This window comes from Rhizobacter sp. P2_D12 (assembly GCF_056404395.1).
This window is the reverse complement of sequence record NZ_JBFUEB010000052.1, coordinates 31,579-44,564: the sequence shown is the minus strand read 5'-3', so window position 1 is coordinate 44,564 and position 12,986 is coordinate 31,579. Positions and strand designations below refer to the sequence as shown.

14 protein-coding genes are annotated in these 12,986 nt (G+C 69.1%); 5 read left to right on the top strand and 9 right to left on the bottom strand.

The genetic code is table 11. The features are described from left to right. The 9 genes from ccmI to ccmA form a co-directional block, all read right to left on the bottom strand. A partial coding sequence (gene ccmI, locus AC1DYN_RS18050) for a c-type cytochrome biogenesis protein CcmI (protein ID WP_477962004.1) occupies positions 1-850 on the bottom strand: 850 nt, incomplete at its 3' end. Continuing rightward, positions 851-1,300, bottom strand: coding sequence for a cytochrome c-type biogenesis protein (locus tag AC1DYN_RS18045; protein ID WP_477962002.1), 450 nt, complete (start codon positions 1,298-1,300; stop codon positions 851-853). Positions 1,301-1,317: 17 nt separating this feature from the next. Then, complete coding sequence (locus AC1DYN_RS18040; protein ID WP_477962000.1) at positions 1,318-1,851, bottom strand: DsbE family thiol:disulfide interchange protein; 534 nt, start codon at positions 1,849-1,851, stop codon at positions 1,318-1,320. Then, complete coding sequence (locus AC1DYN_RS18035) at positions 1,848-3,809, bottom strand: heme lyase CcmF/NrfE family subunit (RefSeq protein ID WP_477961998.1); 1,962 nt, start codon at positions 3,807-3,809, stop codon at positions 1,848-1,850. Before AC1DYN_RS18035 ends, AC1DYN_RS18040 begins: the two co-directional genes overlap by 4 nt. Continuing rightward, positions 3,806-4,243 (bottom strand): cytochrome c maturation protein CcmE, encoded by a 438-nt coding sequence (gene ccmE, locus AC1DYN_RS18030; protein WP_477962009.1) that lies wholly within the window; start codon positions 4,241-4,243, stop codon positions 3,806-3,808. Before ccmE ends, AC1DYN_RS18035 begins: the two co-directional genes overlap by 4 nt. Before the next feature lie 5 nt (positions 4,244-4,248). Beyond that, complete coding sequence (gene ccmD / locus AC1DYN_RS18025) at positions 4,249-4,413, bottom strand: heme exporter protein CcmD (protein WP_477961996.1); 165 nt, start codon at positions 4,411-4,413, stop codon at positions 4,249-4,251. After that, entirely contained in the window at positions 4,413-5,165 is a 753-nt protein-coding gene (locus AC1DYN_RS18020; RefSeq protein ID WP_477961994.1) for a heme ABC transporter permease, read from the bottom strand. Before AC1DYN_RS18020 ends, ccmD begins: the two co-directional genes overlap by 1 nt. Then, the gene (ccmB, locus tag AC1DYN_RS18015) at positions 5,165-5,833 is read right to left on the bottom strand and encodes a heme exporter protein CcmB (RefSeq protein WP_477961992.1); all 669 of its coding nucleotides are present in this window, start codon (positions 5,831-5,833) and stop codon (positions 5,165-5,167) included. The genes AC1DYN_RS18020 and ccmB overlap by 1 nt, the downstream gene beginning before the upstream one ends. Continuing rightward, positions 5,830-6,444 (bottom strand): cytochrome c biogenesis heme-transporting ATPase CcmA, encoded by a 615-nt coding sequence (ccmA, locus tag AC1DYN_RS18010; RefSeq protein WP_477961990.1) that lies wholly within the window; start codon positions 6,442-6,444, stop codon positions 5,830-5,832. The genes ccmB and ccmA overlap by 4 nt, the downstream gene beginning before the upstream one ends. A gap of 434 nt (positions 6,445-6,878) precedes the next feature. Here ccmA and AC1DYN_RS18005 point away from each other — a divergent pair, with 434 nt between their 5' ends. Genes AC1DYN_RS18005 through AC1DYN_RS17985 form a run of 5 tightly spaced genes read left to right on the top strand, consistent with a single transcriptional unit; the run spans position 6,879 to position 12,984 of the window. Continuing rightward, positions 6,879-7,859, top strand: coding sequence for an FAD:protein FMN transferase (locus AC1DYN_RS18005; protein WP_477961988.1), 981 nt, complete (start codon positions 6,879-6,881; stop codon positions 7,857-7,859). A 26-nt stretch (positions 7,860-7,885) separates the two neighbouring features. Next, positions 7,886-10,876: an HzsA-related protein gene (locus AC1DYN_RS18000; protein WP_477961986.1), complete on the top strand. Its 2,991-nt coding sequence runs from the start codon at positions 7,886-7,888 to the stop codon at positions 10,874-10,876. Further along, a complete protein-coding gene (locus AC1DYN_RS17995; RefSeq protein ID WP_477961984.1) occupies positions 10,873-11,478 on the top strand; it encodes a hypothetical protein in 606 nt (201 codons plus the stop codon). The genes AC1DYN_RS18000 and AC1DYN_RS17995 overlap by 4 nt, the downstream gene beginning before the upstream one ends. A 4-nt stretch (positions 11,479-11,482) precedes the next feature. Beyond that, positions 11,483-12,286 (top strand): SH3 domain-containing protein, encoded by an 804-nt coding sequence (locus AC1DYN_RS17990; protein ID WP_477961982.1) that lies wholly within the window; start codon positions 11,483-11,485, stop codon positions 12,284-12,286. 17 nt (positions 12,287-12,303) lie between these two features. Then, entirely contained in the window at positions 12,304-12,984 is a 681-nt protein-coding gene (locus tag AC1DYN_RS17985; RefSeq protein ID WP_477961980.1) for an outer membrane beta-barrel domain-containing protein, read from the top strand. Positions 12,985-12,986 lie beyond the last annotated feature (2 nt).

Sequence of the window (12,986 nt, the reverse complement as noted above, 5' to 3'; positions counted from 1 at the left end):
CGGTGGCCGCGGACGGTGCCGACGCGGCCCCGCCGCGGATCTCCGCCAGCGTCGCGACGATCCACTTCGCGTAGTCCGATTCCGCCGGCAGCATCGGCAGCAGTTGCTGCCAGTGCGCCTCGGCCGTCTTCAGGTCCTTGCGCTGGTAGGCCGCGGTCGCCGACAGCGACAGGCCCATCGCGTTGTTCGGGTCCAGCGCCAGCGCCTTGCGCACCAGCTCGAGCGGCTTGCCCTGCAGGTCGCCGTTCGCGCTGGCACCCAGCACGTCGGCGTATTCGGTCAGCAGCACCGGGTCGCGCTCCACCATCTCGGGGATGTGCTCGAAGGCCTTGACCGAATCGGCGGCGCGGCCCATCGCGCGGTACGAACGCGCGAGCACCATCCACGCCTTCGGGTCGTTCGGGTCCTTCTGCAGCCGCGCCGCCAGCGCGGCGATCATCTGCTCGACCTGCTGCTGCGTGACCTCGCCCTGCTGCGGCGGCGGCGGCGGGTTCAGCGCGGCCGGGTTGCCGAGCCAGCCGTACAGGCCGGCGGCGAGCAGCGGCACGCCCAGCGCCAGCGCGACCATCGTCATGCGTCCTGAGGCGGCCGGGGCCATCGCCGCTTCGGGCACGCCGGCATCCGCCAGCAGCCGCCGCTGCAGTTCGCCGCGCGCCTGCTCATGGTCGACCGCGCCGATCGCGCCGGCGGCCAGGTCGCGGTCCAGCTCGGCGAGCTGGTCGCGGTAGACGGCGGTGTTGGCCTCGCGGGCCGTCGATTCGGCCGCTTTCGCGGCACGCCGCCACGGACGCAGCAGCACGAGCAGGGTGGCGGCGACGAGCAGTGCCGCCGCAATCAGGAAGGTGGCCATCTATGCGTTCTTGTTGTCGTTCAAAAGGGCGGTGGCGCGCTGTTGCTCCTCGGGCGTCAGGGCCAGCGCATCGGGCGCGGTGCGCCGGCGCAGGAACATCACCAGGCCGACCAGCCCGGCGCCCAGCAGCACGAAGGGCCCGCCCCACAGCAGGTAGGTGGTGGGCTTCACCGGCGGCCGGTAGCGCACGAAGTCGCCATAGCGGCTGACCAGAAAGTCCATCACCTCCTGGTCGGTCTTGCCCTGGCGGATCAGCGTGCGGATCTCGCGGCGCAGGTCTTCCGCCAGGTCGGCGCGCGAGCCGGCCAGCGATTCGTTCTGGCACACCAGGCAGCGCAGTTCCTCGGCGATGCCGACCAGCCGCGCCTCGACAACCGGGTCGGCGGCCAGCGGCTGCGCGTCGGTGGCCCAGCTGGCGCTCCCCGCGCCCAGCAGCACGGCAGCGGCCATGCCAACAGCCCAGCGCCTCACTTCGACAGCTCCGCGATCATGGGAACAACCTTGTTCTTCAGCACTTCATTCGTCAGCGGCCCGATCTGCTTGAAGCGGATCGTGCCGGTCTTGTCGATCAGGTAGGTCTCGGGCACGCCATACACGCCGTAGTCGATGCCGACGCGGCCGTCCGCGTCGACCGCGGTCGTCAGGTACGGGTTGCCGAACTCGGCGAGCCAGCGGGTCGCATCGGGCGCCTGGTCCTTGTAGTTCAGCCCGACCATGGGCACGAGGCCGGTCTTCGCGAAGTTCACCAGCACCGGGTGCTCCTCGCGGCACGGGCCGCACCAGGTGGCCCACACGTTGAGCATCCAGACCTTGCCGCGCATCTCCTGCGGGCCGAACTTCGCGCCATCGGCCGCAGCCTCGAGCCGCGGCAGCGAGAACATCGGCGCCGGCTTGCCGATCAGCGGCGAGGGCACCTCGTGCGGGTCGTGGTTCAGCCCCACGCCCAGGAACACCGCGAGGATCGCGAACAGCACCAGCGGCACCAGGAAGAACTTCTTCATGCGGCCGCTCCCTGCGCCGGCAGCGACACCGCCTGCTTCAGCTTCAGCCGGTAGCGACGGTCGCTCGCGGCCAGCGCGCCGCCGAAGGCCATCAGCAGGCAGCCGCCCCAGATCCACACGACGAAGGGTTTGTAGTAGACGCGCACGCTCCAGGCGCTCGCCTGGCCGCCCTTCGGGCCGTCCAGCGGTTCGCCCAGCGACACGTACAGGTCGCGCGTCAGGCCGCTGTCGATCGCGGTCTCGGTCATCGGCATCTGCGACGACAGGTAGTTGCGCTTCTCCGGGTTCAGCGTGCGCAGCACCTGGCCGTTGCGCGACAGCTCGACCTCGCCGCGCTGCGCGACGTAGTTGGGCCCGCGCACCTCGTTCACGCCGAGCAGCTTGACGGTGTAGCCGCCCAGCTCGACGGTCTCGCCGACGGCCATGCGCACGTCCTTCTCGACCTCGTAGCCCTTCACCAGCGTGACGCCGACGACGAAGATCGCGATGCCGACGTGCGCCAGGTGCATGCCCCAGTAGGCGCGCGGCGGCCAGCCCGACTTCAGGCGGGCGCGGATCTGGAACGCGCTGCTCGCCGCGATCCACACCGCCAGCAGCAGGCCCAGCGCGACCAGCGGCGACCAGCTGCCCACCAGCAGCGGCAGCAGCGCGCCCAGCACCACCGCGATCGCGGCGGCCATCCACAGCCGCTGCGACAGGTCGCGCGTGTCGGCGTGCTTCCAGTTCGCCACCGGCCCGATCGCGATCAGGAACAGCAGCGGCACCATGATCGGCGCGAACACCGAGTTGAAGTAGGGCGGCCCGACCGACAGCTTGCCCAGGCCCAGCCCGTCGATGATCAGCGGGTACAGCGTGCCCAGCAGCACCGAGCCGGCGGCCACCATCAGCAGCACGTTGTTGATCAGCAGCAGCGTCTCGCGCGACAGCAGCGCGAACGCGCCGCCCAGCCCGACCTTGGGTGCGCGGTAGGCGAACAGGCTCAGCGAACCGCCGATCACCGCGCTCAGGAACAGCAGGATGAAGATGCCGCGCCGCGGATCGGTCGCGAAGGCGTGCACCGAGGTCAGCACGCCCGAGCGGACCAGGAAGGTGCCGAGCAGCGACAGCGAGAACGCGCAGATCGCGAGCAGCACGGTCCAGTTCTTGAAGCTGCCGCGCTTCTCGGTGACGGCCAGCGAATGGATCAGCGCGGTGCCCACCAGCCAGGGCATGAAGGAGGCGTTCTCGACCGGGTCCCAGAACCACCAGCCGCCCCAGCCGAGTTCGTAGTAGGCCCAGTACGAGCCGAGCGCGATGCCCAGCGTCAGGAACGTCCACGCGACGTTGGTCCACGGGCGCGACCAGCGCGCCCAGGCGGCGTCCAGCGTGCCGGCCAGCAGCGCGGCGATGGCGAACGCGAAGGCCACCGAGAAGCCGACGTAGCCCATGTAGAGCATCGGCGGGTGCACGATCAGGCCCGGATCCTGCAGCAGCGGGTTCAGGTCCTGGCCCTCGGCGGCGGCGGGGATCAGCCGGTCGAACGGGTTCGACGTGAGCAGCATGAACGCGAGGAAGCCGGCGGCCACCAGGCCCAGCACGCCGATCACGCGCGCCACCATCGGCAGCGGCAGCTGGCGCGACAGCAGGCTGACGGCCAGCGTCCAGCCGTTGAGCATCAGCAGCCACAGCAGCAGCGAGCCTTCGTGGCCGCCCCAGACGGCGGCGGCACGGTAGGGCGTCGGCAGCTGCGAGTTCGAATGCGCGGCCACGTAGGCGACCGAGAAGTCGTTGGCGACGAAGGCCTGCATCAGGCAGGCGAACGCGAACGCGACGAGCAGGAACTGGGTTTGCGCCGCGGGCCGCGCGAGGGCGGTCCAGGCAGGGTTGCGGCGGTGCGCGCCGACCAGGGGCAGGGTGCCCTGCACCAGCGAGACGATGAAGGCGAGGATCAGCGCCAGGTGGCCGAGTTCGGGGGTCATTTGAGCGTGTTCCTCATCTTCTTCGCTTCCTCGACCGCGTGGGCGGCCTCGGGCGGCATGTAGTTCTCGTCGTGCTTGGCCAGCACCTCGGTGGCGACGAAGGCGCCATCGCCGGCCAGCTTGCCCTGCACCACGGCGCCCTTGCCCTCCTGGAACAGGTCGGGAAGGATGCCGGTGTAGCGCACCGGCACGTCCTTGGCGGTGTCGGTGATCGTGAAGCTGACGGTCATCTGGTCGCGCTTCAGGCTGCCGGCGCGCACCATGCCGCCGACGCGAAAGGCGCGGTCCTTCGGGGCCTCGCCGGTCACCACCTGCGACGGCGTGAAGAAGAAGGCGACGTTGCTGTTCAGCGCGTTCAGCACCAGCCCGGCGGCCACGCCGAGGCTGGCGACGGCGCCGATGATGATCGCAAGGCGTTTGTGTCGGGGTTTCATCATGGTCATGCCTCGTGCTGATCTCTGAGGGAGCGCAACAGTTCCCGGTGCTGCTGGCGAAGCAGCAGGCTTTCGACCAGCATCGCCAGTGCGCACGCGCCGAAGCTGCCCCATACGTAGAAGGCGTAGCCGCCCATCGCGAAAAACTCACCCACGCTGTTCCACTGCATCACGCTTTCTCCACCAGCACCTGCCGCACCCAGTCGGCATGCCGTTCGCGTTCGAGGATGATGTTGCGCACCCGCGAGAGCGCGACGGCGATCGAATACATCCAGAAGGCCAGCGCCATCAGCAGCATGCCCCACAGCATCGTGGCGGCCATCGACGGCGACTTGGTCATCGAGATCGACGCGCCCTGGTGCAGCGTGTTCCACCACTTCACCGAAAAATAGATGATGGGCACGTTGACCACGCCGACCAACGCCAGCACGGCGCCGGCCCGGTCGGCCCGCTTCGGGTCTTCGATGGCGGCCTGCAGCGCGAGGAAGCCCAGGTACAGGAAGAACAGGATCAGCTCCGAGGTCAACCGCGCGTCCCAGACCCACCAGGTGCCCCACATCGGCTTGCCCCACAGCGAGCCGGTCAGCAGCGACAGCAGCGCGAACATCGCGCCGGTCGGCGCCAGCGCCGAGGCCATCATCGACGACAGCCGGGTGTTGAAGGCCAGCCCGATCGCGGCCCAGAACGCCATCACGCAGTAGATGAACATCGACATCCAGCTGGCCGGCACGTGGACGAAGATGATGCGGTAGCCCTCGCCCTGGGTCGCATCGGTCGGCGCGACGAAGAAGCCGAGCCACAGGCCGGCCAGCGTCAGCGCCGCGGCGAGCCCCGCGAACCACGGCTGCAGCTTGCCGGCGATCGGGTAGAACGTGGCGGGCGATGCGTAGCGCATCCAGGAACTGGCAGCTTGCTTGTCCATCATTCGATTGCGATGCGAAGGGCCGCGGTGGTGGCCCAGGGTGCGAAGAATACGGCCACCGCGAGCAGGGCCCCCAGGATCGACAGCTGGGCCGACGAGCCCAGCCCCGCACTGTGCGCCTCCACCGCGCCGGCGCCGAAGATCAGCGTCGGCACGTACAGCGGCAGCACCAGCAGTGCCAGCAGCGTGCCGCCACCGCGCACGCCCAGCGTCAAGGCGGCGCCGATCGCGCCGATCAGGCTCAGCACCGGCGTGCCCAGCAGCAGCGCCAGCATCAGCACCTGCAGCTCGCCGGCGTCCAGGTTGAACTGCAGCCCGAGCAGCGGCGCCAGCAGCACCAGCGGCAGGCCGCACAGCAGCCAGTGCGCTGCGATCTTGCCTGCGACCAGCAGCGCGAAGGGGCGGGGCGACAGCGCCATCTGCTCCAGCGTGCCGTCGGCATGGTCGCTCGCGAACAGCCGCGGCAGGCCGAGCAGCGTGGCCAGCAGCGCGGCGACCCACAGGACGCCGGGCCCGATGCGGCGCAAGACCGCCGGCTCCGGCCCGATCCCGAGCGGGAACAGGCTGACCACGACCACGAAGAAGAAGAGGGCGGTGACCACCTCGCTGCGCCGGCGGGCGGCCAGCAGCAGGTCACGGCGCAGGGCGACCCACAAGGTGCCCATCATGTGGCGGCCAGGCTCACCAGGTCGCCCGCCGGCAGCGGCGCCGGCTGGTGGCTGGTCAGGATCGCCATGCCGCCCTCGGCGAGATGGCCCTGGATCAGCTCGCCCATCAGCGCGACCGCCTCGGTGTCGAGGGCGGCGAACGGTTCGTCCAGCACCCACAGCGTGGCCGGGCGCACCAGCAGCCGTGCCAGCAGCACGCGCCGCTTCTGCCCGGCCGACAGCACGCGCGTCGGCAGGTGGTTGCGCCCGCGCAGGCCGATGCGGCGCAGCGCGTCGCCGGCCCGGGCATCGTCCAGCGGCTGGTCGTCGATGGCACAGGCGTGGCGCAGGTTCTCCACCGGCGTCAGCTCGTCCTTCACCGCGGCGTGGTGCCCGAGGTACAGGCAGGCGCGCCTGAAATCGTCGCCGGCGCCCCGGATGGGCGTGTCGTTCCAGCGCACCTCGCCCTCGTCCGGCGGGTTCAGGCCGACCAGCGTGCGCAGCAGCGTGGTCTTGCCGGCACCGTTGGCGCCGCCCACCTGCAGCCAGCGCCCCGGCGCCAGCGACAGGCTCAGGTCCGCGAACAGGGTGCGATCGCCGCGCGAGCAGCGGAGGTGGTGGGCACTGAGCATGGAGGGCGGGAGGACCGGGCTATCGGGTGCCGGTATCGATGGTGAGGTGACTGCCGAATGGGAGGTTTCTGCGCGAATCCCGGAGTATCGGTGCATGCCGGATACCGCACATCAGGGACAGCACGATCCGCGCCAATCGCCCGCCGGGCTTTCGACCGTGGCGCGCCAGCCGCAACCGGTTGCCTTCGTTCACATCTGATTCAGAACACGTCTTGATGAACAAAAAGGGTCACCGTTTCTTCTGGAACAGGATGTAAGGCTTTTCCCGTTTGCCAACTATTGACACATTTTCGGGGGTTTTGGGGACGAAGATCCGCTCCGCTGCGCAGGCACGTGATCTGCGTAGGACAAATATCCATGGGCGGTCAGTGAACCGAGGGGTCGAAGTGCAGTTGCTTCCGGAGGGCCTGGTGTCCAACAAGCCAGCAAGGTCGATGAACCCAGCCAGGCACGCCGATGCGGCGTCCCGGGCGGGCGGCTGGCTGCGTGCGGAAGAAGCCATCATGGGCACCTCGGTCAGCGTCGAGCTGTGGAGCGACGAGCGCCGTGCCGGCGAAGCCGCCATCGCCGCGGTGATGGCCGACATGCACCGCATCGACCGCACGATGAGCCCGGTGCAGGCCGCGTCCGACCTGTCGCGCATCAACCGCGAAGCCGCCACGCAGGCCGTGCCGCTGAGCGACGAACTCTATGCGCTGCTGGACCGCGCACTCCATTTCTCGCGCCTGTCCGAAGGCGCCTTCGACATCACCTACGCGAGTGTCGGCCAGTTCTACGACTACCGCGAGCAGCGCGCCCCGAGCGACGAGCAGCTGGCCACGGCCCGCGCCGCGATCGGCTGGCAGCAGCTGCTGCTGGATCCGGTGCAGCGCACGGTGCGCTTCGGCCATCCCGGCATGCGCATCGACCTGGGCGGCTTCGCCAAGGGCCACGCCGTCGACCGTGCCGCCGCGATCCTGCGCCGCCACGGCATCGCGCATGCGGTGGTCGCGGCGGGCGGCGACAGCTATGTGCTGGGCGATCGCCGCGGCCGGCCTTGGAACATCGCGGTGCGCGACCCGCGCCGCCCCGGCGAAGTCGTCGCCGTGCTGCCGCTCGAAGACGTCGCGATGTCGACTTCGGGCGACTACGAGCGCTTCTTCGAGCGCGACGGCGTGCGCTTCCACCATGTGATCGACCCGAAGACGGGTCGTTCGCCGAGCGGCATCCGCAGCGTGACCATCCTCGCCGAGGACGGGCTCACGACCGAGGGGCTGTCCAAGAGTGTTTTCGTGAAGGGCCTTGAAGAAGGCATGCGGCTCGTCGAGTCGCAGGAGGGCGTCGACGCCATCGTGGTCGATGCCGAGGGTGTTTTGCATTACTCCTCCGGCTTGCTGGGCGCTGCCCCGCCTGCCGGTAACCCAGGCCGGCAGTGATACGACCGGCGACATCGGAGGCGAAGATGAAGTACCAGACAGCAACCCAAACGGCACTGGCTGTGGCGCTCGTGGCAGTCCTCGCGGCCTGCGGCAGCGGCAGTTCGAGCGACTCGTCGAGCCTCACGGTGCAGGGCGACGTGCCCCTGGCCTACGTGCAGCGCGTCAACACCATGGGCATGAACCCGACCAACGGGGCGCCCACGGCCGACGGCGGCGACCTGATGATCCGCGAGAAATCCTCGCCGAGCGCACCCGAGCACAACATCACGCAGGGCATCACCCAGGGCCACGGCGACGCCTCCGACCCCGAGGTGTCCTTCGACGGCAAGAAGATCGTCTTCGCGCTGCGCTGCGCGACCACCAACACCTCGATGGTCGACGGCGTGAAGGCCTGTACCGGCCGCTGGAACATCTGGGAATACGACATGACGAAGGGCGGCCTGACCGGCGGCACCTTCAAGCGCCTGACCAGCTCGACCACCGCCGACGACGTCGACCCGGCCTACCTGCCGGCCGGCAAGGGTTTCGTCTTCACCTCCAACCGCCAGACCTCGTCGTTCTTCAACCAGGGCGTGGGCGGCAACCGCTTCGCGCTCGACGAGTACGAGCGCGAGCGCGTGTTCAACCTGCACACGATGGACGCCAGCGGCGGCAACATCACGCAGATCTCGGTCAACCAGAGCCATGACCGCAACCCGGTCGTGCGCCCGAACGGCGACATCATGTTCTCGCGCTGGGACCACGTCGGCATGCGCAACCACTTCAAGGTGTTCCGCGTCAAGCCCGACGGCACCGACATGTTCGTGCTGTACGGCGCGCACAGCGACGGCAACAGCTTCCTGCACCCGCGCGACATGGACCCGAACGGCAAGTACAAGGGCTTCCTGTCGTCCGACCTGATGCCGCTGTCGCGCACCCGCGAAGGCGGCGGCCTGGTCTTCGTCGACGCCGCCAACTACTCCGAGCAGAACACGCCGGCCAACCCGAGCGTGGCGGCGCAGGGCGGCCAGTACCAGCCGACCGAGCAGGCGCTGAACATCGGCGGCGGGCTGTCGCAGTTCGGCCGCATCACCACGCCGTTCCCGCTGTGGGACGGCACCGACCGCGTGCTGGTGGCCTACCGCCCGTGCGAAGTCACGAAGAACGGCAAGGTGACCCCCTGCGTCAACCTGACCACGGAAGAGAAGGCCCGCCTGGCCGACGACAACCGGCTGGTCAGCGAGGAAGCTGCCGACCCGGTGCAGGACAACGTCCCGCCGCCGTACGCCATCTACATGTTCAACCCGGCCGACAAGAGCATGCAGCCGGTGGCCTCGCCCCCGCCGGGCTTCATGAACACCGACCCGGTACCGCTGCAGCCGCGCGCCGAGCCGAATGCCACCGACCCGACGCCGGTCGACGCGACGCTGGCCTCGCAAGGCCTCGGCCTGCTCGAAGTGCGCAGCGTCTACGACACCGACGGCCTGGGCCGCATGGGTGACTCCGTGATCGCACCGGCCGACCTGTCGGCCACCTGCACCACCGCGATCGCCAAGACCAACCCGACCGATCCGCTGGACACGCGCGCCAAGGTGGCCGACATCGTCAAGATGAAGGACCCGACGAACGCGGCCTACGGCTGTGCCCCGGCGCGCTTCATCCGCGCGGTGCGCGCGGTGGCGCCGAGCCAGGGCATGGGCGTGCGCGAAGCGATCGGCGAGACCGATTTCGAGCCGCAGCAGATCCTGGGCTATGCGCCGATCGAGCCGGACGGTTCGTTCAAGCTGAAGGTGCCGGCCGACACCCCGATCGGGCTGGCCGTGGTCGACGCCGAAGGCCGCGCCTTCCAGACGCACACCAACTGGATCCAGGTGCGCCCGGGCGAACGTCGCACCTGCGACGGCTGCCACAGCCCGCGCCGCGGCGGCGCGCTGAACTCGGGTGCGGTCGCCAACACCATGCCGGCCGCCCTGGTGGCCAGCCTGGCCGGTGCCCACCAGTCCGGCGAGACGATGGCCGGCACCCGCACCCGCCTGGACGCCAACGTGCTGAACCTGCTGACCGACATGGTCTCCGACGACGTCTGGGCCGACACCGCCCAGGCCGGCGTGACCAAGCGCGAATCGATCCGCATCCTCTACAAGAACAACACCGATTCGAAGGACGACCTGCTGACGGCCGCCCCGGTGAACGGCGTCATCAACTACCCGACGCACATCCAGCCGATGTGGACGGTCAGCCGCGGCACCAACGGCGCGAACACCTGCGTCACCTGCCACGCCGACCCGACCAAGCTGGACCTGAGCGCGACCATTGCCGGCACCGGCCGCAACGCGTCGTACGAGCGGCTGATGATCGGCGACCCGGTGATCGACGAGGCCACCGGCCTGCCCAAGACCCACCTGGAAGAGGGCGTGCCGATGATCGACCGCCAGCCGGCGATGGTCAACGCGGAGGCCAGCGAGGGCGATGCACTGGGCCTGGCCCGCAAGAGCCGGCTGATGGAGATCCTGTCCGGCGCGACGCTGATGGCCGCTGCCGATGCGCGCTTGCTGTACCCGACTCCGGCGGCCGGCGCGCCCGACCACTCGAAGCTGCTGACCAAGGCCGAGAAGCGCCTGCTGGCCGAGTGGATGGACCTGGGCGGCAAGTACTACAACGACCTGTCCGACGGCGGCGTGAAGGGCATCGGCCTGATCACCCAGGCCTCGTTCGAGGCCGAGGTGTACCCGATCCTGCGCAGCACCTGCGCGGCCGGCTGCCACCAGGCCATCGGCAGCGACGAGATCGCCGCCGGCAAGGCGTTCCGCGAGAACCGCCTCGTGTTGCTGGGTGACGCGGAGGGCGATTTCAATGTCACACTGACGATGATCAACGACGCCTGCCATCCGGAAGCCAATGCGCTGCTGAAGCGGCCGTCGACGATCCCGCACCCGGCCGGCGCCGCGAGCTCGCCGACGGCGGTGCTGCCGGTGGGCAGTGCCAACTACGTGACGATCGCCAACTGGATCAAGAAGGGCTGTACGACCCCATGACGATTGCGTTCCCCTGGGCCGCTGCCGCGGCCGGCCTGCTGTTGCTGGCCGGCTGCGGGGGCGGCGGCAACCCGCTCGGCAACCCGTCGTCCATCAACAACCCGGGCGGGGCGGTGGGCCAGAAGCTGTCGTACGCCTATTTCCAGAAGTGCATCAACCCGATCTTCCTGGCGCAGCTGCCGATCACGCACAACGGCGTGACCACCACCAACACCTGCGCCGGCTCGGGCTGCCATGACACCGTCAGCGGCACCGGCGGTGCGTTCCGCATCGCGCCGGGAGCGCAGCCGCTGGACGTGACCGACCCGGCGAACACGCCGGACTCGATCCGCCTGACCGACATGTACAAGAACTTCTACTCCGCGCAGGGCGAGGTGGTGGAAGGCTCGACCACGCAGAGCCGGCTGCTCGCCAAGCCGCTGCTGATCAACGTGCTGCACGGCGGCGGCCAGATCTTCGAGAACGACCAGGACGCCAACGTCAAGCTGATCCAGTACTGGATCACGCACCCGGTGCCGGCCGGCCAGGACGAGTTCAGCGCCTCGACCTACAACATGTTCACGCCAGCCGACCCGAACACCGGGACTTGCAATACACAATGACAGCATGACCCTCGCCGAGCCGTCCGAGTCATCTCAACATCGCGTCCGTGCCGTCTTCCGCCAGGTCCTGCAGGGCCTGGCGTTGGTTTGCGTGCTCGGCACCGCCGCGCTGCCGGCTCTTGCCGCCGACACGCCGCCCGAGCGGCTGCAGGTCAGCGACCCCTACATCGAGCTGCACACCGGCGCCGGTCGCGGCTATCCGGTGTTCCACATCGCCGAGAAGGGCGAGTGGATCGAGGTGCTGCTGCGCCACACCGACTGGTTCAAGGTGCGCACCGACAAGGGCAAGGAAGGCTGGGTCACGCGGGCCCAGCTCGAGACCACGCTGACCGAGGCCGGCGGCACCAAGACCTTCCGCGACGTGCTGCTGGACGACTACCTGACGCGCCGCGTCGAGTTCGGTGCCGGCTGGGGCCGCTTCCAYGGCGAGCCGATGCTGAAGATGTGGACCAGCTACCGGCTGTCCGACACGCTGACGATGGAAGGCACGCTGGGCCAGGTGCAGGGCGTGTTCTCCGGCAGCGATTTCTGGCATGCCAACCTGATGGTCGAGCCGTGGTCGGACAAGCGGCTGTCGCCGTTCTTCGGCGTCGGCTTCGGCAAGTTCAAGAACGTGCCCAACACCACGCTGGTCAACGCGATCGACACCAAGGCCAAGCTGGCCAACGCCGGCATCGGCGTGCGCTACCACCTGACCGACCGTTTCGTCGTGCGCGCCGACTGGTCGATCTACACCGCCTTCGTCGACGACACGCGCAGCGCGGAGTACCGTGCAGCCACGATCGGCTTCTCCTTCTTCTTCAATTGATGGATCGCGAGCCTCCCATGCGCGAACGACAACGCCTTGCCCTCCCGTCGCTGCTGCTGCTGGCCGCGGCCTGCCTGGCCGCCCCCCTGGCGGCGCGCGCCCAGGCGCTGGCGCAAACCGAGCAGCAGGTGGTCGAGCCCGGCAACGAGCAGGTGATCGTGCCGCAGGTCGACCGCCGCCCGGTGAACGTGCCGAAGATCCCGTCCAACGACTTCGAGTTCGGCCTGTTCGGCGGCACCTACAGCACGCAGAACTTCGGCGCGAGCCGCGTCGTCGGCCTGCGCGTGGGCTACCACATCACCGAGGATTACTTCGTCGAGGGCGCCTACGCGCAGACCAAGGTCAGCGACGAGTCGTTCCGCCAGATCCTGCCGGGCGGCGTGTTCTCGGACGAGACCGAGAAGCTGAGCTACTACAACGTCTCGGTCGGCGTGAACGTGCTGCCGGGCGAGATCTTCTTCGGCCGCAACGTCGCCAAGGCGTCGGCCGTCTACCTTATCGGCGGCGTCGGCAGCACCAAGTTCAACGACCAGCGCAAGCAGACCTTCAACGTCGGGCTGGGCGTGCGCCTGTTCCTGAAGGACTGGGCGGCGATCCAGGTCGACATGCGCGACCACATCTTCACGCTCGACCTGCTCGGCAAGCGCCAGAACACGCAGAACCTCGAGCTGACCGGCGGCGTGACCTTCTTCTTCTGATG

Excerpts from the sequence above, each read along its gene's own strand:
- AC1DYN_RS18045 (WP_477962002.1), bottom strand. The coding sequence starts at position 1,300 with ATGGCCGCTGCCGTGCTGCTGGGCGCGGGGAGCGCCAGCTGGGCCACC.
- AC1DYN_RS18040 (WP_477962000.1), bottom strand. The coding sequence starts at position 1,851 with ATGAAGAAGTTCTTCCTGGTGCCGCTGGTGCTGTTCGCGATCCTCGCG.
- AC1DYN_RS18035 (WP_477961998.1), bottom strand. The coding sequence starts at position 3,809 with ATGACCCCCGAACTCGGCCACCTGGCGCTGATCCTCGCCTTCATCGTC.
- ccmE (WP_477962009.1), bottom strand. The coding sequence starts at position 4,243 with ATGAAACCCCGACACAAACGCCTTGCGATCATCATCGGCGCCGTCGCC.
- ccmD (WP_477961996.1), bottom strand. The coding sequence starts at position 4,413 with ATGCAGTGGAACAGCGTGGGTGAGTTTTTCGCGATGGGCGGCTACGCC.
- AC1DYN_RS18020 (WP_477961994.1), bottom strand. The coding sequence starts at position 5,165 with ATGGACAAGCAAGCTGCCAGTTCCTGGATGCGCTACGCATCGCCCGCC.
- ccmB (WP_477961992.1), bottom strand. The coding sequence starts at position 5,833 with ATGATGGGCACCTTGTGGGTCGCCCTGCGCCGTGACCTGCTGCTGGCC.
- ccmA (WP_477961990.1), bottom strand. The coding sequence starts at position 6,444 with ATGCTCAGTGCCCACCACCTCCGCTGCTCGCGCGGCGATCGCACCCTG.
- AC1DYN_RS18005 (WP_477961988.1), top strand. The coding sequence starts at position 6,879 with ATGAACCCAGCCAGGCACGCCGATGCGGCGTCCCGGGCGGGCGGCTGG.
- AC1DYN_RS18000 (WP_477961986.1), top strand. The coding sequence starts at position 7,886 with ATGAAGTACCAGACAGCAACCCAAACGGCACTGGCTGTGGCGCTCGTG.
- AC1DYN_RS17995 (WP_477961984.1), top strand. The coding sequence starts at position 10,873 with ATGACGATTGCGTTCCCCTGGGCCGCTGCCGCGGCCGGCCTGCTGTTG.
- AC1DYN_RS17985 (WP_477961980.1), top strand. The coding sequence starts at position 12,304 with ATGCGCGAACGACAACGCCTTGCCCTCCCGTCGCTGCTGCTGCTGGCC.